The sequence below is a fragment of the Yersinia sp. Marseille-Q3913 genome (genome assembly GCF_963892745.1).
GTDB lineage: Bacteria > Pseudomonadota > Gammaproteobacteria > Enterobacterales > Enterobacteriaceae > Yersinia > Yersinia bercovieri.
The window spans coordinates 73,183-94,091 of sequence record NZ_CAWQAF010000002.1 but is presented as its reverse complement, the minus strand read 5'-3'; the positions used below and the strand labels follow the sequence as shown (position 1 = coordinate 94,091).

Sequence of the window (20,909 nt, the reverse complement as noted above, 5' to 3'; positions counted from 1 at the left end):
TAATAAAGGTAATTTTAGTTACAACATACATTATATACCATCAATAAAAAAGCACACTTTTGAAAGTATAGTGCCATCATTGATTAACGGGAATATGGGGTCTACGCCGGAACCACCGAAAGTTTCCATAGGACACCTACGAACAGGGGGCTCAGTGGAACGAAAACTCACGTTAAGCGTTGCCGACCTGTTCTGAATATAGCCAGTACCCAGCAATTGAAATATAATCTGTGTAGATCTGCCGCGCACCGGAGAACGACGCCAGCTCTTTCCACTCGGCGTACATTTGCTAGGTATCCTGATACCCGGCCACGAATGCAAGCGCTTTCGTCCAGGTCAGGGTGGAACGAGTTAAGCGACTCTAGGCTTTCGATGATCAACATCACCGCGTACTGATCCAGACGATTGCCGCTCTGGCCTTTCAGCATATGGAGTTTCCAGCCCGGGTAGTCCTCCACGCGATAAATATTGTCGGTGATGAACTGCTCAAACTGCTGCGGCGACACGCCCGGTTTTAGCGCCAGATTGTGAATGCCGACGATGCACTCGATTTTCTCCTGTCCCGGCACATTACGGTAGTTCGGGCCTGCTGGCAGCGAACTGTTTTGGTTTTCGGCCACCAGACTGTAGTAAGTGTAAATGGTCGGCAGCTCGGCGAAAGTGCCGAAGGTTTTCCACTCGGAAATTCATCCTGGAGGAACTATGCGCGATACCACGTTAGTGTCGGTCGTACTGCCCGTTTATAATGAAAGCGTTCGTATTAATACCGTTTTGTTCTCGCTCCTCAATCAAAAAACCAAAGAAAGTCTTATTACTCACGACACCTATGAGCTGATCATCGTTGATAATAACTCCACCGACGATTCGGTCGCCAAAATAAACGCCTTTATCACTCAGCATCCGTCAATGAATATTCACGTTATCGACGAAAAGGTACAGGGCGTTTCTTCGGCCAGAAAACGCGGCATGGATTACGCCTCGCTGCGCTCCAAAGCGCGAGACAGCCGACTGGGGCAAAAGCGCAAACATTATATTGTTTCCGCCGATGCCGACTGTACCGTTGACGCTTATTGGCTTTATGAACTGATTAATACCATGATCAGCCAGCAAGGCGATTTAGGTACCTGCAACTATTACTACAACGCCGAAGATTTCGAACGGCGCCCCAACCTGCTCGCCGAGATCCAAAAAACGCTGCGCCTGCGCGAATACTCTTTCTCGCTGTTTGGCGGTTTCCCCGACGGTAAAGGATTCGGCGTGGAACGCAGTCTGTATGACGCCGTCGGCGGCATTGAAATTTTCTACCAGATTAACAACGGGCGTTTCGTCGAGCATCTGTCAGACGACTGGGATTTCGGGATTAAGGTCATCGCTTACGGCGGCAAACCGGTCTATGCCCGCCACGCTTATGTCGAAATCAACAGCCGCCGGGTAGACACCATTCTGGACGAGGTGATCAACGGCATTGCCTACGGCAAAGACGGCATCATTATCATGAAAGACGTGCGGCCGGACGTTGAGCGGCAGAAGCCCACGTTAGTGGACACCACGCTGGCGGAAGCAAAATTGGCTTGGGACTACTCGGTCAAGGACTACACGCCAAAGAACATCCTTCTTCCCGTTCTGCTCAACCCTTATCTCTTGTTGGAAAACAGCGAAGTGCGGGATTTCTTCTCCGGGCCGCTTGCCGACAGCCTTTACCGCCGCATTCACGAACTTAAACACGAGATGCGCATCATCGATTTCAAACCGATCCACGCCTACAAGACCCCGGCGTACCGCCTCTATCTCGAGTTCCGCGACGAACTCTTTGCCGCCATGCGGCACGTCGTAGGCGACGATATCGGCTTCCCGCCGCCACTGCCTGCCTGTTTTGCTTCGGTCAAGGCCGAAGATTTCACCCGCTTTGTTTATTACTTCTGCGAAGACCGCGAGTCCGGCGAAGCTCACAACTATTTTGGCAATGGAGGCGTATTCTGATGAGCAACGACGCATTGAAATCGTTATTGGATATTGATGAAAAATATCCCACACCGTTGGTGAACGCCTTTTTGACGAAGCCGGAAAACCGCGCCTTTCTGGAGTATGTCTACAAAGATCCCTTTGGCTGCCACGTCTTCCCCGGAGACATAACCGACTACCCGCTGCCGTCGTTCTTTGCCGATATGGATAGCGATATCAAGAAAGCGGGCAAAATCCACCTCTGGGCCTATATCCCCACCTGCCGCTATCGCTGCCATTTCTGCCAGTACCCGACGGTGATCCTGAACCCGAAAGCCGCCTCGTCGCAGGATGTATTCCGCGACCTTGTGGACTTCAATATCAAAGAAGCCCTGATGTGGCTAGATCGCGTGCCGAGCCTCGCCACGGTGGAAGTAGGTGAATTCAATATCTTCGGCGGCACCCCGTCACTGTTGCCGGAGCCAGAACTGCGCCGCATGATGACGTTCTACAAGAGCCACTTTAACTTCTCCACCGCCACCATGCGCTTCGAGGGCGAGCCTGGCACGCTGAACAAAGAGTATCTGGCGATATTAAAAGATCTCGGTTTCAGCAAAATCAGCTTCGGCACCCAATCCTTCAATGACGAAATTATCACCGCCTGCGGCCGCATGCACTCGGCCGATGAGTGTGTGGAAACCATCTATCATGCGCGGGAAATCGACATCGACTGGGTCAGCGTCGATCTGATTTACGGCATGCTCGGCCAGACGGTGGACGACGTGAAATATGACATGGAGAAGACGCTCGAACTGGGGCTTTCCCACGTGGTCTGCACCAAGCTGCACATGGATGAGTTCATCAAAAACCGTACCGGCGTCTCCGGCGAGCGCGAAAGCCTGTGGCAGAAAAAGGGGCTGATCAACATTAATAACATGAGCTTCCCCGGCCTCGGCAAGCAGTATCAGATGCGCGAACTGGTTGAGAAATACCTGGCCGATGGCTATACCGAGCACCCGACCATGTACTTCCACCGCAATGACCAGCAACCGGAAAAATGGAAAGGCCTGATCACCGACCTCAACAAACAGTACCCGGAAGTGGCGATTGGGCTGGGCGGCAGCTCCAAATCGACCCGTTCCGAGGCCATCAACATCACCGGCTACAAGAAGTACAAAGAGGCGCTGAACGAAGACCGGCTGCCCATTGAAGAGAGCCGCGGGTTCTCGCCCGCACAGCGCGAAGTCAATGCCTTCAAGATGGCGCTTTCCACGCTGATCCCCGTGGATGACAAGGTGTTCAAACAGCGTTTCGACGGCAACAGCTTTTTCGAAAATACCCTGATCAATCGCACGCTGGACAAGCTGGTGCAGAAGAAGCTGGTGACGGTATCCGACGAGGTGGTGACACTGACGCCAATCGGTATCACGCTGGTTGAGGCCATCATCAACACCCAATTCTCCGCCGAGACGGAATAAGGAGCTTAGCGATGGCAACCCTCTCTCCGCCACAAATCCGGTTTTCAGCCTTTACTACATTGGCATCGATACCGAAGCGGGCGTCACCAATGAACAGTTTGAAGTCTTTGGTTCCAAATATCATTTTTTGGATATTTTGAGACAGGATCGTATCAAAATCGATTTCTGATAACGCGTAGCGTGGTTTTTTACATCACTGGACTTCAAACCCCGCATTTAAAAACTCAATAATGTTATTGGAGAGCACCTTTTTTCCAAGGGCGAAATTCTTTTCCGCTACGCTCTGCATCCGCTCCTTGTTATTGAGGAATTGATACAGTTCGTTGACGAATTCAGCGGTAGGCAAACCGTCCTGTTTTTCGGATATCCTCATGACCGGCGCTTCGAAACCGTGCTGGCCGTACACTTCGTGATAATACTCGTAACTGGTGGTGATGTAGCAGCGTCGGTGGCTCACCGCCTCGCCAATCGGGTTGCCATAACTGTCGTAATCGTAAGAGGTGAGAAATGAGACCAAATCGCAGGAGTAATATAAGTCCTCGATGCAGATGGCATCGTTCGCAGAGCGTATGCACTCATGGGGAAGCATGCCGACAAACTTGATATAGGGTTCGATGCGCAATTCCCGGGCTAATTTTTGAAGCTCCCGGCAACACGTCAGGTTTTCTTTTTCATTGCCGGCTATCGCCAGATAGACGCAACGATCGTTATTATCATTTTGGAATAAGTGATTAAGTCGGCTGACCAACACCAGATCGCGATCTAATCGTTTCTGCGAAATAATTCGGGTGGTTCTGGCGATTAAAATATCATCTTCACCCACGCCCAATCGTTCTCGAATATTGATCCTGGCTTTCTGTTCCGAAAAATCATAAGTGTTTTTCTTTACCTGGACTTTGATATCATCATCGCACCAGGCCTCGAGTTTTTGTTTTAAATCGTGATTCAGTGTGACGTAAGTTATGTGTTTTGATTTGCTCGGCTTAACAGCATGGGAATAAGGAGGAAAGCCGTACTTCAGCGTCGTTCTTTCGCTGTTCCACATCAGGTCGTGATCGCGCCAGATCACGAACCGCGTTAGAGCATGTCGCTGACCATAATGCTCGATGGCGAGATACAAGGCTTTGGTGTAGATGATGTTTTCCGGCAGCGTGCCGTTTTCTACCACCACATTACTGACGCCAAGTTTTTCCCATTGTGCGACGATATGCTCAGCGAGCTGGCTGGCCGTCTGGTCGATGGTGTGTAACAGGATGATTTTCTCTTCATCGTTGACGAGGATCTTTTGGCTAATCAGCGCATCGTGTACATGTCTGATAAAATCGAGGTTATAGTTAGGAATCGACATGATGCCGTCGATGCGGACGAGTTCGAAGACATCGCGGTAGATGTCATTTTCCTTGTCATAGGATTTGTTAAAATTGCCTTTATCGATTTTGATGTCATATCCCAAATCCAGATAAGAGTGAAAACTGCGCTCTTGTAGTAATAAGGCGATTTTCATGGCTTCGACCGTGATCCCCGAGACCGCAACGGCATCGAACGAAATAAACATCGCTTTCTTCTCTTGCCTATCTTGATCTTGCATCGTAATACCTCCATGTGATTTATACTTTATTGATTTAAATAAACTATTTTTTCACAAAATCACCGGTAACGTTCCCAGTCAAGCGAAGAAAAATATATTGACGCTGTACTAAAAATTGACAAGTGAAGGGCTTTTTAGTTCCAAAATGTTCAGTTGCATTTGTTTTTTTGTCAGGTTTCGCACAAAGCTCTACGCGCCGCAGTAGCCAAAGTCGGCGGAAAGAAGGAGTTAGCCGGGAAAAATGACATTGAAACGGAAATCAGCAACCAGTGCAGGCGGTTGATCTCCAACGCGATCGTTTATTACAACTCCGCGATCCTGTCACGTTTGCTGGAGAGACTGGAAGCGGAAGGGAAATAAGCACTTGGTATCGATATGGTATTCTTCGATGCACAGTTCCGATTCGTGATACAACAAGCCATCCAGCACATGCGTTGCATCGTGGCTTGCTTATAGTCGACCTTAACACTTATCCCTAATTTTTATTCTCGGAGGATCGAATGACAAAGCGAGAAAGTCTGATCGCAATCAATGCTGCGGACGCACCCGTTCGAACAAAGCCTTCAAACTACCCCGAACCATTTGCATCACGCATGGCCGGCAGGGAAAAGCGATCTCTTGGCGACTTATTTGCGCTCTCGAACTTCGGTGTCAATCTTACGCGCCTTGCTCCCAATGCAGTATCCGCTCTTCGCCACGCCCACACTAAACAAGATGAGTTCATCTACATTTTGCAGGGAAACCCAACACTTTGCACCGATGAAGGGCTTACACAACTTTCCCCTGGCATGTGTGCTGGCTTCAAAGCGGGTACTGGCAACGGTCACCATTTGATTAACGAGACATCAGAGGAGGTCGTATACATTGAGGTCGGTGATAGGACGCCGGGAGATGAAGGTCGCTATCCTGACGACGATCTCCAGGCTGTGGCAGAGAACGGTAAGTGGAAATTCACCCATAAAGATGGCACTCCGTACCCATGATGGGCATTTCAGACACATAATGTCGGCAAACAATTTGGGTTCTTCAACCGACTCGTTAATCAGATCTCTTCCTGTTAACGTCACAAAGCTCAGATGCTATTTGACAGTCGGAAATCTGCAATTTTATAGAGTGGTTTTCGTAGCAAGTTGATCTGATGAACCAAAAGCCAGGCGAAGAACATGAGCCTTAATGTCTACAGGCCATGCTGCAATACATTGTTCAAGTTTGGTTCGATCGTCTGCGAAGAGCGCACGTATTCCCTCCTCATAGCCAGGCAGATCGCCGGCGATCGCCTGCATGAACTGATAAACCGCCTCATGAGCTGCCCGTCTTTGTTCACGTGACCCCTCCGAGTGCATGGCTTCATCTACCAAACGTCTGATTACAGCTGATGCACTGCCAGGCCGGGTGGCTAGCCAGTCCCATTGCCTGGGCAGTAAGGTTACCTCGCGAGCAACAACACCCAATTTTGGCCGCCCCCGACCTTTCGATTCTGCAGTATCGTCTTCCACAGGTTCTGGCGACTTGTTCTGGCGGGAGGCATAACGCCCCGTAAATGGCTGAGAAGGTTGGGAAAGTCTCTCTATGATGTCGGCATCAGAGCCACGCAGGTCCAAATCGATCACACTGCCTGTCACGTCATCAAAAACAAGGAACGTTTTTGTTGATCCATTTTCGAGCTCATTTTTAATGGCCAGCGCAACCTCGACAAGCGGACCTGACAGCAACAGCTGTTGGTCTCCAAAGGCTGTCGAGGGCTTCGACAGGTATTCAGACATGCATTCAGCCTCAATGGGATATCAATGGCCGTTTAATATACCCGGATAAAAATTAGTAGTAAATATTATGCAGACAGTTTCATTCTGATTAGTCACCTTTTTGACGACATCCGCAAAACTTGCAACTACTGGTGACGCAAAACAGCAGTAAATTCAGACCATAACCGCCAGCTTAACGGGTTTTATTTTCAGATTATGAGAAGCCCTCTTCAGAGTCTGTCTGCCTCATTCGCCATTAGATCCCAAATTTTCATGCGATATAGAGATAGATATATTTACCCGGGTATTATTGACACATAATATTATCCGGGTATTATTCGTAAAAGAGCATGTCGCTGACAGCTGCGACATGACTTATTTGGAATGAAAAGGATGGATGATGACAAACAAACAAGTGCTGAAACGGCAGTACCTGGAGACGAAAAGCAGAGCGGGGGTGTATGCGATCCGTAACAAGATTACGGGGAGAGTATTAGTTGCAGGCAGTGCTAACGTTCAAGGCACACTCAACCGTCATCGTTTTGAACTGCGATATGCGCAACATCGCAACATGAGACTTGCGCAGGATTGGGTCGAGCATGGTGAGAGTAACTTTCTCTTTGAGGTGCTGGACATGGTTAAAGCCAGTGAAGATCCCGCGTTCGATGCCGCGCAGGAATTGGAAATGTTAGTTAGCCTGTGGCGCCAGGAGATCCTCTGTCCCGACGAACTTAGCTACGACGAACCCAGGAACAAATGTTGATGAACACAAATCTCGATTTTTGTTTGGCGTTATATCGTGCCCACGCCAGTCTGCAACTTAAGCTTGACGATGAATTGGGTACATATCATGGCATCAGCTTCAGTGACTTTGCGCTACTCAATGTTATCGCGCGATCGGACGGCGATCGGATAAATATTTCAGTACTCGTGAATAAGATGGGTAAACCTCAATCAGCTGTAGTGCGTCAATTGATCGCTCTCGAAAAAATTGGCCTCGTCACACGCGACAGCAACAATGGGCTTCGTCAGGTAGTGCTTCGCCCGCCTGGTCGGGTATTGGTGAACGTGGCGCGTGAGACAGTAGAAAGTGTTGGCATAAAAGCTACCGAATCATTGACCCCAGCAGTGGTTGCAACTGTTTTTGCAGCAATGATAACGCTGGCAGATGCGCAGTATGACAGTCGGTCAACTCTTCGCGGGTAGTGGTGCACTTCTTTTCGGGATTGTGATGATCGCGCTGGTTGTATCTCCGATAAAAAATGTCGCGGATTCGCGAATAAAGCGGCACTAAAGACTAAATGATCTAATAGATGACATTTAGCCTTTAGTGATCAATTAAATATTAGGCCAGTGCTTTGGCTTTAAGCTGCATATATTCACTTTCAGTGATCGTACCTTCATCCCACAGCTTTTTGGCGTCAGCAATCTGTTCTGCCGGTGATTTACCCGCGACCTGGCGAATATAATCATTGGTCTCAGAGACGGATTTTTGTACTGTGGCACGATAACGCTGCGCCATGCCTTTACCGCGAGTGACCAGATAGATAAGTGAGGTCAGTAATGGGATGAACAGCAAGAAGATAATCCAAATCGCCTTATAAAAACCATTTAGCTCATGGTCTCTGAAGAGATCAGAAATAACCTGAAACAGGATCAGTAAATAGGCAATAAAAAAGAAGATTGAAAAAGTGGTCGCCAGAATATCCCAAAGCGTAAGAAAGTGACTGGTCATATGTTCTCCTGAAATGACGTAAATTAAGTAACTTAGTACCGTAAAAAAATCCCTAACTACATTATATACTTAATTTATATTTCAACCGTTTTTATTGAAAATTAAATTTTCGCTGCTTCGGGCAATTGACGTAGCCGCTGACCCACATATAGCGCCAGTAGCAACATCGTGGCGATAAATGCGACAACCCCGGTCCAGCCTAAATTAAGCCAGAAGATCCCCCCTAATGTTCCCGCGACACTCGAACCGGCATAATAACAAAACAGATAAAGTGAAGATGCCTGTGCCTTCGCTCGGCGAGCACGACGGCCAATCCAGCTACTGGCAACCGAGTGCGCGGCAAAAAAGCCCGCAGTAAATACCATCATGCCGATAAAAATGGTTATGACTGGCGGAAAACTGGTGATCAGCACCCCAATTAGCATCATACCAATTGATGCCAATAATATCGGCCCACGTCCATAGCGGTTGGTTAATGCCCCTGCTTTCGGCGAGCTATAGGAGCCAGTGAGATAAACTATTGATAATAAGCCCACCACCGCCTGACTGAGATAATAGGGTTGAGCCAGTAAGCGATAGCCAATGTAATTAAAGAGAGTGACAAAGCTGCCCATAATAAGAAAGCCCTCGGCAAACAGTAATGGCAAGCCGGGATCACGCCAGTGCAGTTTGAAATTAATGGCCAAGGTTCTGGGCCGTAACGAAGTGGGGCGGAAGTGTTTCGACGCCGGAAGGATGCGCCAGAACATACAAGCGGCGGCTAACGCAAATAAGCCAATGACCGCCAGCGCGATGCGCCATGAAAAGAAGTCACTGAGTACGCCAGTGACCAACCGACCACTCATCCCACCGATGGAGTTACCGCTGATATATAACCCCATGGAGAGTGCGACAAAACTGGGGTGGATCTCCTCACTGAGGTAGGTCATCGCGACAGCAGCAACGCCGCTAAGAGAGAGACCAATCAATGCCCGCATCAACAAAATACCGTGCCAACTGGTCATCAATGAGCAAATAAGGGTGCAGATCGCCGCCAACATCAACGCCACTACCATCACCGATTTACGCCCGACCGCATCCGAAAGAGGGCCGGTAAACATCAGCCCAAAGGCCAACATGCCGGTGGCGGCCGAGAGCGATAAACTACTGCCCGCCGGTGAGATATTGAAGTCCTGCGACAGCAACGGCAGGATCGGTTGTACACAATAGAGTAGGGCAAAGGTCGCCAATCCGGCGGAAAAGAAAGCCAGCGTAACGCGGATAAACTCTGGCGTGCCGCGTTGGATATAGGGGCGTTTCGATAAGCGAGCCACCTCGGAAGCGGGTGCTGAAGAGGGGGTATCATCATTTGCTGCGGGCGCTGGCGCTAGGGTCGCCGTGGTGCGCGAAGAGGTGGTCACGGTATTTCCTTATCATTAATACAATCAAATAGAATTTCTTGCTAGCCACTTAAACAGCTCAATGACGCGATCATAGAAATAGCTGAGTTTTTTGTCTAATATATTAATCATTCACAATAAGACTTTAAACATATCAATGGAACCCAATGAGTATTGAACTCAGACATTTACGTTACTTCATTGCGGTGGCTGAAGAGCTGCATTTTGGGCGAGCAGCGGAGCGGTTGCGTATTTCTCAGCCGCCGCTGAGCCAGCAAATTCAAATTCTGGAAGAGCAAATCGGTGCGCGACTGTTCGCCCGCAACAACCGCAATGTCAGTCTGACTCAAGCGGGCTCGTTGTTTTTAAAGGAGTCTTATCAAATTCTGGCGCAGGTAAACTCGGCAGCAGAAAAGGCAGCGCGTTTACATCGTGGAGAGTCCGGCGAATTGACCATTGGTTTTACTTCATCAGCGCCGTTCATTAGCACGGTATCTAAAAACTTACGGGCATTCCGTCAATTGCATCCGCAAGTTCACATTAAGATGCAGGAGGTCAACACCAAACAGCAAATTGAACCGCTGCTGGATGGGCGGCTTGATATTGGTGTGATGCGCAATACACGGCTGCCAGATGCACTGCAATACCGGTTACTACTGCGTGAACCGTTAGTCGCGGTAGTCCACGAAGAGCACCCGTTGGCGGCACTACCCCATGGCAGTGTCAAATTTAGCTCACTGGCTGAGCAGCCGTTTGTCTTCTTTTCGCGCGAGGTGGGGACGGCGCTGTATGACGAGATCCTCAGGCTGTTAGCTCGCGCGGGTATCACGCCCTATATTACGCAGGAAGTTGGCGAGGCGATGACGATCGTCGGCCTGGTCTCTTCCGGTTTGGGTATTTCAATCCTGCCAGCCTCATTTACCCGGATAAAAGTGGATGGGGTGAAATACTTACCTTTGGCGGAAGCCAGCGCCACCACCGAGGTATGGCTGGTCAATCATAAGCACCGACCGGTTACCGCCCCAGCCGAGGCATTGATTCGCCTAATGCTGGCGGAGATCCAGCCGAGGCATTGATTCGCCTAATGCTGGCGGAGATCCAGCCATAGGACATCACGTCTCAAGTGGTTCAACATCTCCCGAGACAATGAGTGACAGATTCGGGCTAATTTTTCTGCTGACCACTTCCACCAAGCCGTTGTTTACATGAATATTGACATCGGCACCCAGCCGTACTTAGAGTCGTAACGCTCCCGATCCATTTGGGTCGGAAGCATACCCCACAGGGTGAAAAAGCCGAACAACAGGGGTTTTGTAACCATTGCGAATAGTTTCAATCAAAGTAAGGAAGCGAGCCGTGAAAGAGTTAGTCCTGCACTGCCAAGATGGCTATATCTTTAAGGAAAAAACTCCGATAGGAACGGAGTTAACCATCAATTGTCATGGTGAATTTGATTTTCACAACAATGTATTTATATCGAAGGTGGCAATTATCGGTAATCGGTTTCGTCGTGCGGGGGATCTAGCGAACTTCATTAAAGGTGCTCCGGTGGCGAATATCCGGCGTATACATTTGGCATTTTGCCATTCGGCAGATTTTTATCTAGGGTCTATAGCGGCAGAGTTGTCACGTATAATTGCCAACACTTATGTCGTTGGCTATGCCGGTTCGGTTACAACAGGATTTTTGCAAGAAGATGCGAATGATCTGTTTTCGAAACATGGACACGGGCCAGAATATAACAGAGACCTCAATGAGTACTTTCGCGTATTTAAACACGATGAGCCGCAGAACAATACGTTTGATGTCCAATACCACAAGATTGAATTTCTTAATGGCAGCATTAAAAGCCAGACCAACCAGATAGTCACTGAATACAGTCATATTTATCGCGCCAATTCAAGATATCACCAGCTTTGACGGTTCTAATGGAATAGACGAAGTTAGCCGATAACACTGCAGTAAATTAGATATTCGTCTGTGTCAGTCGGTTTGCACGGCAAGAGAGGAAGTACACCTCATGGTATGGCAACTGGCCTGCCTGGATGGCTTCCAGAATGTTTTGCGTGGTGATAATATCCACCGGGAGGATAACATCACAGTGGCCTCCTGATCGGGAAGTGCAAGATCGTCCAAGAGAAATATCTGCCCGCAGAATGTAGTTTTTTACCGTGTTTCTACCTGAATAATCTTTTATCGACACAGGAGAATCCCCCCGGTGTAACCGCTCATATAGCCCCATAACTGTATGGTTTGAGATGGTTTCACCGTGTCTGACATACCAGTTAACCGCAACGCCTGCTGGAACACGGGTGTCCATCGACATACCGCCGAACAAAGCCTGTAAGGGCAAGAATCGCCCATGACTAATAACCGCCACACGCCTGGAAGGAGTGCTATTACACCTGCGGACCAATATACGCTTTCCATTAATAAACTGAGCTAATTCCATTTTAAATTCCTTTTTTATCAGTCAATTGTACATAATTTACTATCTCCCAGCTGTCAATGAAAAACAGCCGGAGTTTCGAAGCCCACTCTCAGTATTACTGCCGTTATTTTAACGTTATCTAAATTAATATTAAAATAACAGAATTTTTGCTTACTGCGTCGTTAATCTCCTATTAAGAATATTTTGTACATAACGGGAGGTGATTTTAGAGCAAGATAGATATGATGAAAAAGCGCCATACCAATGTCAGGATTTAGGATTACCGACTATTTTGGTGTGCCATTTATCACTTTTTTAATCGCCAATATGAGAGTGGGTTTTTCTAAAGGGATATAGATATGAAAGCAAAAGTGACAATGACAATGACAATGACAATGACCAAGTTACATTAACCATTAAATATCATCGGTGAATAATATGCTATCACGTGAAGAGTTAGAAAAATTAGGCCTTTTCCCAGCACAACCCAATATGTTTCCATACCAAACACCAATACTAGTAGGGCCACCACGGACATTTGATGAGATAATAGAAAATGCTATCGCAGCTGGACGTATTAGAGTTGTTGTCGGCGGTAAAATGGAGTGGGTTATGACGCCTATTGATAGGGATAATATATCTAGAGTGGAAACGGGTAACTTACCTGATATTCTAAGAAGAAATGGTTATTGGCAACATGTCACCAGCATTCGATTATCACCAGACCAGAAAAATTTTATAACGATGGTAACCGGTTATTTCAGCAGACAGAATCCTCAGTATATCAGTCGATATGGCATAGTTAATGCTGGTCATATACACCTCTACGTCACAAGGTAATCAGTTTTGCGGGTTATTCCCCCTCGGCCCTCCACTAACTCCTTCCTGAAAGGGGGCCAGTGGAAGAACCCTAGAAAATACTGCTGCAGTAGTGGTAAAAAAACCACTGCTCCCTTGACTTCAAACCGTATAAATAACCAGCAATGATTACTTATTATGTGCAGTAAATCACATAACTAATCAAATAGTTGACGCCATATGCTAAAAGCCCCAACATAGCCGATAATCTTTATTTAGAAGCGCGAAAAATACTCGGTTGGCAGAGAAGGAGCCGGTTTAGTGATAACGGATGGACAGCCTGGGCATATTGATCAAATCAAGCAGACCAATGCAGGGGCCGTGTATCGGCTAATTGATCTGTTCGGCCCAATATCACGTATTGAACTGTCTAAGCGGGCACAGTTGGCCCCCGCCAGTATCACTAAAATCGTGCGAGAGCTAGTTGAAGCACACCTGGTTAAAGAGACCGAATACCAAGATGTGGGTAGTCGTGGGCGGCCAGCGATTGGTTTAGTGTTGGATACCGAGGCCTGGCACTATGTCTCCGGGCGTATTAGTCGTGACTTCATCACCCTCGCATTACGCGACCTCAGTAGCAAACTGGTGGTCGAAGATCAGATCCCGTTACCGGATAGTCACCCTGAACCCCTGCTAAATCGTATTCTCAACGAGGTGGATCGATTCTTTATCCGCCATCAGGAAAAGCTTGAAAGGCTAACCGCTATCGCCATTACCATGCCGGGTATTATTGATGCGCCAGCAGGTATTGTGCATAAAATGCCGTTTTATGATGTTGATGAGATGCTACTTGGCCCCGCACTGGAGCAGCGAACGGGACTGCCAGTTTATCTGCAACACGATATTTGCGCCTGGACCATGGCGGAGGCGCTGTATGGTGCCTCGCGCGGGTGCCAGAATGTGATTCAGGTGGTGATTGACCATAATGTGGGTGCCGGTGTTATTACTGCGGGCAGGGTATTACATGCCGGTAGCCGCAGTGTGGTCGAGATTGGTCATACCCAAGTCGATCCCTACGGCAAACTCTGTTATTGCGGTAATCATGGCTGCCTTGAGACAGTTGCCAGTATTGAGAATATGCTGGAAATTGCACAACAGCGGTTAAACGGCTCCATGAGTTCGTTATTACATGGCACGCCACTGAGTGTTGAATCTTTATGTGATGCCGCTTTGGCCGGTGATCAACTCGCCAAAGATATTATTTTGGGTGTTGGCCACAGCGTAGGGCGAATTGTTGCCATCATGGTCAATTTATTTAATCCAGAAAAAATCCTGGTGGGTTCGCCGCTAAATAAAGCAGCCTCTATTTTACATCCGGCCATTGCAGCTTGTATTCGCCAACAAGCACTGCCCGCATACAGCGATAATATTCTGGTTGAACCGACCGCATTCTTTAATCAGGGTACGATGCCCGGTGCGGCATTAGTAAAAGAAGCGCTCTATAACGGCTCATTATTAGTCAAACTACTGCAAGGCTAACCTATTAACACTAATAATTAAGAGTTAATTATTAGTGGTTATCTCTTATCTACTCCTCCTATTATTTGCTCTTATCCGTTAAAAACCTCTCTCAGTTCGGCAAAACCTTGCGCTAACGCAAGCTGTCCGTGGTCGGCATCGCCTAGACTTTTATCCATATTACCCATTTCGCTAATGTTAAGTGAAAAGAGTTAAGTCTGGGTGGCCAGATTTTGGAGTATTGTTATGTTAACGCGAGTATTTGTGACGGGTACCGACACCGCTGTTGGTAAAACCGTGGTGTCACGGGCCTTACTTCAGGCCTTAAGCCAAAATGGCAGAACAGCGGCGGGCTATAAACCTGTCGCGACCGAAAGCAAAGAGACCGCCAATGGATTACGCAATCAGGATGCGCTAATTTTACAAGCATCGTCATCCATTGAGCTTAATTATCAGGAAGTTAACCCATTCCCATTGCAAGCGGATGTTATCCACGCCTGCTCGGATACGCTGATTAACTACGGCGAAATGACCCAGGGGCTACAGCGCTTATCCGCCAAAGCGGATACTGTGGTGGTTGAGGGTTGTGGTGGCTGGAAAGTGATGATGAATGACCAACGTTTCTATTCTGACTGGGTAATACAAGAACAATTACCGGTTATTTTGGTCGTCGGCATTAAATTAGGCTGTATCAACCACGCCCTATTAACCGCACAAGCCATTCTCAATGATGGATTGCCACTATTAGGTTGGGTCGCAAATCGCATTAACCCCGGATTAGCCCACTACGCGGAAACCATCGCCATGCTACGGGAACGTTTACCGGCACCGCAGTTAGGACAATTACCCTATTTGCCACACCCGGAAGAGAAACCATTGGCGAAATATTTAGATTTATCGGTGATTAGTCAATAATATAATTATCCCATTGGCTGGGGTAATGAAATGAGTAATAATCCGCGCGCTATTCTAGCCGCTCAAACCACGACGAATAGATCTGATTCATTAGCGTGAGGGGAGCTCACGCTAATATTATCATGCCATTCTGAAAATATTCAGCATGTCTGGGTTTTTTTCAATAATGCGCAGTAATTTCAAACTGCTACCGGTTGGCGTTCTTTTATGTTGTTCCCATGCCTGAACAAGGGAAGGGGACACACCAACGACCTGAGCAAACTCATCTTGCTTTAGTTTCGCTTTTGCGCGGATAGCTTTAACATCCGGCAAAGTGAGTGTAGTGACTCGCGCAGCCTGCATGTCACCTCGCTTAATTGCTAATGCTTCCTGAGCACTGGCCATCAATTCACTGAATAATTCATCTTTCATTTTGCCTCCTCGATAGCCTCGATGACTTTTCTGAGCTGGTTTTTTTCACTGTTAGTCAGATTATCTTTCTCACTCTTTGGATAGGCTATCAGTAGATATATTTCACCTTCTCGGGTCAGGTAGTAGTAAATGACTCTAATCCCACCACTTTTTCCCATTCCTGATAATGCCCACCTGATTTTTCTGCATCCACCCGTGCCGGATATAGTATCGCCAACCGTAGGATCTAAACTGAGAAATTCTTGGAACCTTTGATACTCATCAGCACTTAATAAACCGTCGATTTTCCTTTGAAAAATAGAGGTTTCAATGAAATGTAATAGATCCATCTGCCTCGACTCCTTCCCTGTGAGTTGTTATATTACTCGTACAGAGTACGAGTGGCAAGGTGAGTTATGCCCGATAGGCCACTAGATTAAGGCCAGAGATTAAATATTTATGCGGTCAGTCTGCCACTGATTAGCACCCGAGGTATATGATGGGTGCTAATCAGGCAGTTATGTGATTATTTATTGACCACTGAGACTGTTTTTACTAATGAGGTTTGTTTTTATGAGAAAAAACGCTGTCAAACTATATAAAATAATATTCTCCACTCTCTCATTATTAATACTCTCTTCATGTACAACAAAAAATGAACCACGACTGTTAGTTTACAAGATCAATAATAAATATTTTTCTCTGGAAAAAACATGTGTTGAACAGGTATCTCTGCGTGAAGATAAATCTCTATTCTATAAAAATGATAATCTCATTATAGAACTGGATAACAAGAAAAAGTGTGTGAAGCAATTTTCAACATTCATCAATTCAAATATTGGAGAAAAAATGCAAACGCTATTTAACGGCTACCAGATATACCCGGAAACCAAAATAGTATCTGCACTGTTTTTTGTTAATGGGGTATATTACCAGGCCGTCGCTAACCGGGCAGTGGCATTAGCCATAGTCAATGAATATGCCAATTAAGAAATTCCGCAGAGTTTATTGCTTATAACAAATAAAGATAAAAGCCCACGGAATTTCACTTTACTTAGAAGTTAACCTTGATGACCTGACCGACAGTATGACTTTTAAATCTTATTCTATCTGTACCGGTGCCATTGTTATTAGAGATTTGAAACTCACCGGGGCCTTGAGTATAGACCAGCTGCATATGAGTTTCTGTCGCATATTCAATTTCCACATCAAAAGATGAGGGTGCTGCTGATTCCGTTTCAAAACTCACGGTGTAAACTGAGCTACCAGTATGGCCTCTTAAATTTACCCAAGGCCCCCAAAATAATGGGGCGGCCCAAGCTTGTACTGTATTCATATGAATACTCCTTTTAAATTATTACCGCCATGCTTGGCTGGTATAATTGATTTGAACTTCATGATTTGAACCTTATGAATTGAAAAATTACTCTTTTATTAAATTTATGCATGATAAAATCACTACAGATCTATATCATCCTATTTAATGGGCAGAATAAAAGAGTCAGTATAGATGCACCGTCTCGTCTGGCGCAGTTAATAATTGCACATTACTCACCAGTATCGAATGTTAATTGTTGATGGTTAGCGACTACCTTATTGTTATATAAAACCGCCACCAATTACTCATGCTAAAATACCAGGCAGATGAATCAATCTGAGTTATTTAATGCCCGTGATAGACCGATATTGGGCGTAACCAGCGCGCAATGGTTGTCGCAATCACGCAGGATAGTAGCAGGCTGGGGAGTAGGGTGTATTCGCCGGTCATTTCGCACACCATTAATGCCGCCATCATCGGGGCGTGAGTCGTTGCCGCCAATAGGGTTGCCATCCCGGTCAGCGCCATTAGCAGTGCAATGTTGTCGCCGAGAACCGGCCACCAGGCCAGCATCTGCCCACATAGCATCCCCAAAGCGGCACCAACAAACAGTGTCGGGGTAAATACGCCGCCCGGCGCGCCCGAACCACTGCTCGCGAGCACGGCCAATAACTTGCATATCAGTATTCCACCAATCAATAAAACGCCCGGCGGCGCAGTTAATAACGACTGCACCACACTGTAGCCATTGCCCCAGACCTCTGGGAAAATTAGCGATAATAGCCCAACGATGATCCCGCCGAGTGCCAGTTGCAGTGGGGGGGGCAGGTTAAGTGAGCGGAACGCGTGCCCACTGGCGGCCATAGCTTTGAGAAATAGCGGCCCACAGAGACCGGCTAATATCCCCAGTAATGCCATTAGGAAATACTGTATCGGCCAGGGTGATGGTAGGGCTTGCACTTGATAAAGGGCCTCCTGTCCACCCTGCAATAAATTGGTGGTGAGCAAAGCACTGACCGCAGCAATAACCACTGGCCCGAGGGAGGCCAACATTAAAGTGCCAAATAGAATTTCTGCAATAAATAGACTGCCCGCCAGGGGCGCATGATAGGCGCTCGCCATACCCGCCGCCGCACCACAGGCAACCCAAAGTTTCCACTCACTCGGTTTGGCATAGCGCTGGGCAAAAACAGAAGCAAACAAGGCCGCCAGTAGCACCATCGCCCCTTCACGGCCAATGGCACTGCCGCTGGAGACCACCAATAATGAGGCGAGGGATTTGACCAAACTGGCTGAGACAGCTAACCGCCCATCGCCGATCTCGATGGCCTCCATATAGTCGGTCGGTGTGCTGGGCTTTTGCTGTTGATAACGTTGATAGGCCCACAGTAAAGCACCGGCGGCCAAACCACCCAGTGCCGGGGTTAATGCCCGTCGCCAGCCAGTAATCGAAGAGGCCGCAGCAACCAGGCTGCCATCGGTTCGGGCGAAAAGCAGCCACTCCAGCCCCAACATCGCCTGATGAAATAACCAAACGATCAGGGCTGCCATCATGCCCAGCATGATTGAGATCAGCAGTCGGCGCAGCATGGCGCGGTAGTGATAGAGATGCGCTGGATGTTTCATGTAACGTTGTTGACTGAGATAAAGTCACTGACTGACATATCGAGACAAACCCCTTATTTAGCAAGCCGATAGATTGTTACTTGCCGTCAAGTGAATGACCAGTGAATCTTTATCAATATTGTGAGCTATTTCCGACAAAACAGGATTATCGACAAAAAAGAGTTATCAACAAAGCAAAAGGGCGCACCATAAGGCGCGCCCTGACGGGAAACGGCACGGGATTACTCGCCGTTATTGATACGGGTATAAACAATTTTCTGGGTATCATTCTCGCAATGGCCAACCACTTGGCCACCGGCTTGCTCGACCTGATCATTAGGGACGATATCCAGCTTAAAACCTGATTCAGGCACGCCATTGTTAATAATCTTCTGAGCGATCTCCGCCTTGACACTTTCGCAAGATGCCAGCGCCGCCAGAGGCGCGAGAGAGAGTAACAGGGTGCTGATAATAATTGTTTTTTTCATCATAAAATCCTTATGTGGATGAACAGGTTGCCCTACGTATTGATCCCTAAACTCAGCTTAAAGGATAGCCCAGATCCCGATGACCTCAAGTAAATCTGAGCCATCGCCGCTGTTTACGGATTAATCTGGCGGCCGGATAAGCGGTCGAGGCAGCGCTCAGTATTCGGCTCCCAATAGGCGTTTAAATTCTCGCTGCGATTACAGCTATCTTTCGCATCTTCAGCACGATCGAATTTATCGAAATTCTTTTCTACCCGACTGTTCACTTTGTTGCGCAGACGATGGTTATCATCCCACTGCTGTTGGCTTTGGCGCGCCTGCTCTTTTGACATGGGGTCATTATTCCCGCCGACAGAGACGCAAGTGCTGCCCTGAGTGCAGTTTGCTGATTGTGCTAATGCCGGGGTTTGCCATGTCAGCGGCAAGGTCAGCAGAGCGAGTGGCAGAAAAACGCGGATCAGGCGTGGCAGTCTATCTATCTTCATCGTCTTAAGTCCTTTATGAGTCGGTGATGTTCAATCATTATGTCATTTACTGGCACGCTATCAGCGGGTAAAAATTATATCATTGCTTGAGGTCGATAAACCAGTCAGTGACAGCTCGATGACGGATAGGTAAAGTAACGCAATGTGAATTGAAAATGTTTGGTTGCGAGTGGTCGATGGCGTAAAACTTTCGCTGTTCGATTGGGTCGGAGCGGGGGTTGCGCTCGCGGGAATGTTGATTATTGTGGCGGGTTGGCGAGTCAATTAATGGCTACCTCAGGGGAGAGGGGCATCCCCTGATTTGGGGTTTCTGTATAAAATAAAGTCCAACAAGCTACCGGTTGTTGGACTTTATTGAGCAGAACATCAGATTGATAATTAATCTATTTTACTATTTTGATAACCAGCCCGGCCAGTAAAGATCCCTGTTATTCGTTTCACCGGATACACCATTAGAGAGGTTAACGACATAGTGATTAACTTGATTAATGCCGATTGTTGACGACCAAAAATTCCCAGTACCCGAGAACTGGAGTGGCCAGCCATAAAAAGTCTCAATCTTATCAAGTGGGTAACTGCTCTGTAAGTCGAGCAATTGTTCTCTGCTCGCCAGTACACCGGACTGACTCGCAGCAAACCACTCACAACATGACCAAGTTTCATTATTCACCTCTCGGCTAACAGCTGCCCATTCAGCAGCCAACGGTGGACGTTTAAACGTAACATTCCTGACGACTATCGTATCGCTCATATGTCCCCAGAAGTTAGCCTTGTTGGTGTCCGGACTGGTCACTATGGTAAAAATCACCGACTGACTCGCTGTCGCGGATACCTCCCCGGCGTCACCAAGCAGGCTGAACGTCAGCGTGCTTTCCAGCCCTAATCCCGCCGGGTCGGTTAGCATCAGCATCACTGTGCCATCCTCCCCAGTAGTACCACTGTAGGTCTTTTCACCATTTAGCAATAACGTTGCGGGGTAGCTTATTCCCTGACGATTGGTCGCCGACAACTGTGTCAGTGCCAGATTGGCTCCGTTCAGCGGTTTTCCCTTCCCATCACTGGCAGTCAGCACCAATTGAATGCTCTGCTCACGTCTGG

The 20,909-nt window shown here is 47.6% G+C and carries 23 protein-coding genes and 3 pseudogenes; 13 read left to right on the top strand and 13 right to left on the bottom strand.

Annotated elements, in window-relative coordinates; translation table 11 throughout:
• Nucleotides 1–172: 172 nt before the first annotated feature.
• A pseudogene (locus AACW11_RS01140) lies at nt 173–686 on the bottom strand (hypothetical protein); the annotation flags it as partial.
• A 16-nt stretch (nt 687–702) separates the two neighbouring features.
• On the opposite strand from AACW11_RS01140, the gene AACW11_RS01135 reads away from it, so the two are divergent.
• Together AACW11_RS01135 and AACW11_RS01130 are read left to right on the top strand one after the other, a co-directional pair.
• The gene (locus AACW11_RS01135; protein WP_212585605.1) at nt 703–1,980 is read left to right on the top strand and encodes a glycosyltransferase family 2 protein; all 1,278 of its coding nucleotides are present in this window, start codon (nt 703–705) and stop codon (nt 1,978–1,980) included.
• A complete protein-coding gene (locus AACW11_RS01130; RefSeq protein ID WP_212585604.1) occupies nt 1,980–3,419 on the top strand; it encodes a radical SAM protein in 1,440 nt (479 codons plus the stop codon). The genes AACW11_RS01135 and AACW11_RS01130 overlap by 1 nt, the downstream gene beginning before the upstream one ends.
• A gap of 193 nt (nt 3,420–3,612) precedes the next feature.
• Here AACW11_RS01130 and AACW11_RS01125 read toward each other — a convergent pair whose 3' ends face one another.
• Nucleotides 3,613–5,007, bottom strand: a complete 1,395-nt coding sequence (locus AACW11_RS01125) for a glycosyl transferase family 2 (RefSeq protein WP_212585603.1) — start codon at nt 5,005–5,007, stop codon at nt 3,613–3,615.
• A gap of 177 nt (nt 5,008–5,184) precedes the next feature.
• On the opposite strand from AACW11_RS01125, the pseudogene AACW11_RS01120 reads away from it, so the two are divergent.
• Together AACW11_RS01120 and AACW11_RS01115 are read left to right on the top strand one after the other, a co-directional pair.
• Nucleotides 5,185–5,361 (top strand): annotated as a pseudogene (locus AACW11_RS01120) (Tn3 family transposase); the annotation flags it as partial.
• A 146-nt stretch (nt 5,362–5,507) separates the two neighbouring features.
• Nucleotides 5,508–5,990, top strand: a complete 483-nt coding sequence (locus AACW11_RS01115; protein WP_212585602.1) for a cupin domain-containing protein — start codon at nt 5,508–5,510, stop codon at nt 5,988–5,990.
• A gap of 123 nt (nt 5,991–6,113) precedes the next feature.
• Here the strand turns inward: AACW11_RS01115 and AACW11_RS01110 are convergent, their stop codons facing one another.
• Nucleotides 6,114–6,770 (bottom strand): DUF2239 family protein, encoded by a 657-nt coding sequence (locus AACW11_RS01110; protein WP_212585601.1) that lies wholly within the window; start codon nt 6,768–6,770, stop codon nt 6,114–6,116.
• 376 nt (nt 6,771–7,146) lie between these two features.
• Here AACW11_RS01110 and AACW11_RS01105 point away from each other — a divergent pair, with 376 nt between their 5' ends.
• Both AACW11_RS01105 and AACW11_RS01100 read left to right on the top strand, forming a co-directional pair.
• Nucleotides 7,147–7,512 carry a GIY-YIG nuclease family protein gene (locus AACW11_RS01105; RefSeq protein ID WP_339379033.1) on the top strand — a complete coding sequence of 122 codons (366 nt, stop codon included), beginning with the start codon at nt 7,147–7,149 and terminating at the stop codon, nt 7,510–7,512.
• Nucleotides 7,512–7,955 carry a MarR family winged helix-turn-helix transcriptional regulator gene (locus tag AACW11_RS01100; protein WP_212585599.1) on the top strand — a complete coding sequence of 148 codons (444 nt, stop codon included), beginning with the start codon at nt 7,512–7,514 and terminating at the stop codon, nt 7,953–7,955. Before AACW11_RS01105 ends, AACW11_RS01100 begins: the two co-directional genes overlap by 1 nt.
• A 139-nt stretch (nt 7,956–8,094) precedes the next feature.
• On the opposite strand, the gene AACW11_RS01095 is transcribed toward AACW11_RS01100, so the two are convergent.
• Both AACW11_RS01095 and AACW11_RS01090 read right to left on the bottom strand, forming a co-directional pair.
• Entirely contained in the window at nt 8,095–8,484 is a 390-nt protein-coding gene (locus AACW11_RS01095; RefSeq protein ID WP_212585598.1) for a PLDc N-terminal domain-containing protein, read from the bottom strand.
• 101 nt (nt 8,485–8,585) lie between these two features.
• Nucleotides 8,586–9,884: an MFS transporter gene (locus tag AACW11_RS01090; RefSeq protein WP_212585597.1), complete on the bottom strand. Its 1,299-nt coding sequence runs from the start codon at nt 9,882–9,884 to the stop codon at nt 8,586–8,588.
• 146 nt (nt 9,885–10,030) lie between these two features.
• On the opposite strand from AACW11_RS01090, the gene AACW11_RS01085 reads away from it, so the two are divergent.
• Nucleotides 10,031–10,939 carry a LysR family transcriptional regulator gene (locus tag AACW11_RS01085; protein WP_212585596.1) on the top strand — a complete coding sequence of 303 codons (909 nt, stop codon included), beginning with the start codon at nt 10,031–10,033 and terminating at the stop codon, nt 10,937–10,939.
• Nucleotides 10,940–11,219: 280 nt separating this feature from the next.
• Complete coding sequence (locus AACW11_RS01080; protein WP_212585595.1) at nt 11,220–11,783, top strand: hypothetical protein; 564 nt, start codon at nt 11,220–11,222, stop codon at nt 11,781–11,783.
• A 46-nt stretch (nt 11,784–11,829) separates the two neighbouring features.
• On the opposite strand, the gene AACW11_RS01075 is transcribed toward AACW11_RS01080, so the two are convergent.
• A complete protein-coding gene (locus tag AACW11_RS01075; protein ID WP_339379032.1) occupies nt 11,830–12,315 on the bottom strand; it encodes a putative adhesin in 486 nt (161 codons plus the stop codon).
• A 417-nt stretch (nt 12,316–12,732) separates the two neighbouring features.
• On the opposite strand from AACW11_RS01075, the gene AACW11_RS01070 reads away from it, so the two are divergent.
• The 3 genes from AACW11_RS01070 to bioD all read left to right on the top strand — a co-directional run bounded on the left by AACW11_RS01070 (nt 12,733) and on the right by bioD (nt 15,525).
• Nucleotides 12,733–13,134: a hypothetical protein gene (locus AACW11_RS01070; RefSeq protein ID WP_212585593.1), complete on the top strand. Its 402-nt coding sequence runs from the start codon at nt 12,733–12,735 to the stop codon at nt 13,132–13,134.
• 279 nt (nt 13,135–13,413) lie between these two features.
• On the top strand, nt 13,414–14,631 hold the full coding sequence (mlc, locus tag AACW11_RS01065) for a sugar metabolism global transcriptional regulator Mlc (protein WP_212585592.1): 1,218 nt from the start codon (nt 13,414–13,416) through the stop codon (nt 14,629–14,631).
• Between the two features lie 225 nt (nt 14,632–14,856).
• Entirely contained in the window at nt 14,857–15,525 is a 669-nt protein-coding gene (gene bioD, locus AACW11_RS01060; RefSeq protein ID WP_212585591.1) for a dethiobiotin synthase, read from the top strand.
• 120 nt (nt 15,526–15,645) lie between these two features.
• Here the strand turns inward: bioD and nadS are convergent, their stop codons facing one another.
• Both nadS and AACW11_RS01050 read right to left on the bottom strand, forming a co-directional pair.
• A complete protein-coding gene (nadS, locus tag AACW11_RS01055; RefSeq protein WP_032898914.1) occupies nt 15,646–15,936 on the bottom strand; it encodes a NadS family protein in 291 nt (96 codons plus the stop codon).
• The gene (locus AACW11_RS01050) at nt 15,933–16,265 is read right to left on the bottom strand and encodes a type II toxin-antitoxin system RelE/ParE family toxin (RefSeq protein ID WP_032898916.1); all 333 of its coding nucleotides are present in this window, start codon (nt 16,263–16,265) and stop codon (nt 15,933–15,935) included. The genes nadS and AACW11_RS01050 overlap by 4 nt, the downstream gene beginning before the upstream one ends.
• 223 nt (nt 16,266–16,488) lie before the next feature.
• Here AACW11_RS01050 and AACW11_RS01045 point away from each other — a divergent pair, with 223 nt between their 5' ends.
• Entirely contained in the window at nt 16,489–16,905 is a 417-nt protein-coding gene (locus tag AACW11_RS01045; RefSeq protein WP_212585590.1) for a hypothetical protein, read from the top strand.
• Nucleotides 16,906–16,969: 64 nt separating this feature from the next.
• Here the strand turns inward: AACW11_RS01045 and AACW11_RS01040 are convergent, their stop codons facing one another.
• From AACW11_RS01040 to AACW11_RS01025, 4 genes are all read right to left on the bottom strand, one after another.
• The gene (locus AACW11_RS01040) at nt 16,970–17,251 is read right to left on the bottom strand and encodes a colicin Z C-terminal domain-related protein (RefSeq protein ID WP_049600362.1); all 282 of its coding nucleotides are present in this window, start codon (nt 17,249–17,251) and stop codon (nt 16,970–16,972) included.
• 327 nt (nt 17,252–17,578) lie between these two features.
• A complete protein-coding gene (clcB, locus tag AACW11_RS01035; RefSeq protein ID WP_212585589.1) occupies nt 17,579–18,859 on the bottom strand; it encodes a voltage-gated ClC-type chloride channel ClcB in 1,281 nt (426 codons plus the stop codon).
• 221 nt (nt 18,860–19,080) lie between these two features.
• Nucleotides 19,081–19,326 (bottom strand): DUF1161 domain-containing protein, encoded by a 246-nt coding sequence (locus AACW11_RS01030; RefSeq protein ID WP_212585656.1) that lies wholly within the window; start codon nt 19,324–19,326, stop codon nt 19,081–19,083.
• Between the two features lie 113 nt (nt 19,327–19,439).
• Nucleotides 19,440–19,811, bottom strand: a complete 372-nt coding sequence (locus AACW11_RS01025; RefSeq protein ID WP_212585588.1) for a DUF1283 family protein — start codon at nt 19,809–19,811, stop codon at nt 19,440–19,442.
• A gap of 157 nt (nt 19,812–19,968) precedes the next feature.
• Between AACW11_RS01025 and AACW11_RS01020 the strand changes: the two are divergent.
• Nucleotides 19,969–20,079 (top strand): annotated as a pseudogene (locus AACW11_RS01020) (YnfA family protein); the annotation flags it as partial.
• Nucleotides 20,080–20,202: 123 nt separating this feature from the next.
• Here AACW11_RS01020 and AACW11_RS01015 read toward each other — a convergent pair.
• Complete coding sequence (locus tag AACW11_RS01015; protein ID WP_212585587.1) at nt 20,203–20,883, bottom strand: adhesion domain-containing protein; 681 nt, start codon at nt 20,881–20,883, stop codon at nt 20,203–20,205.
• Nucleotides 20,884–20,909 lie beyond the last annotated feature (26 nt).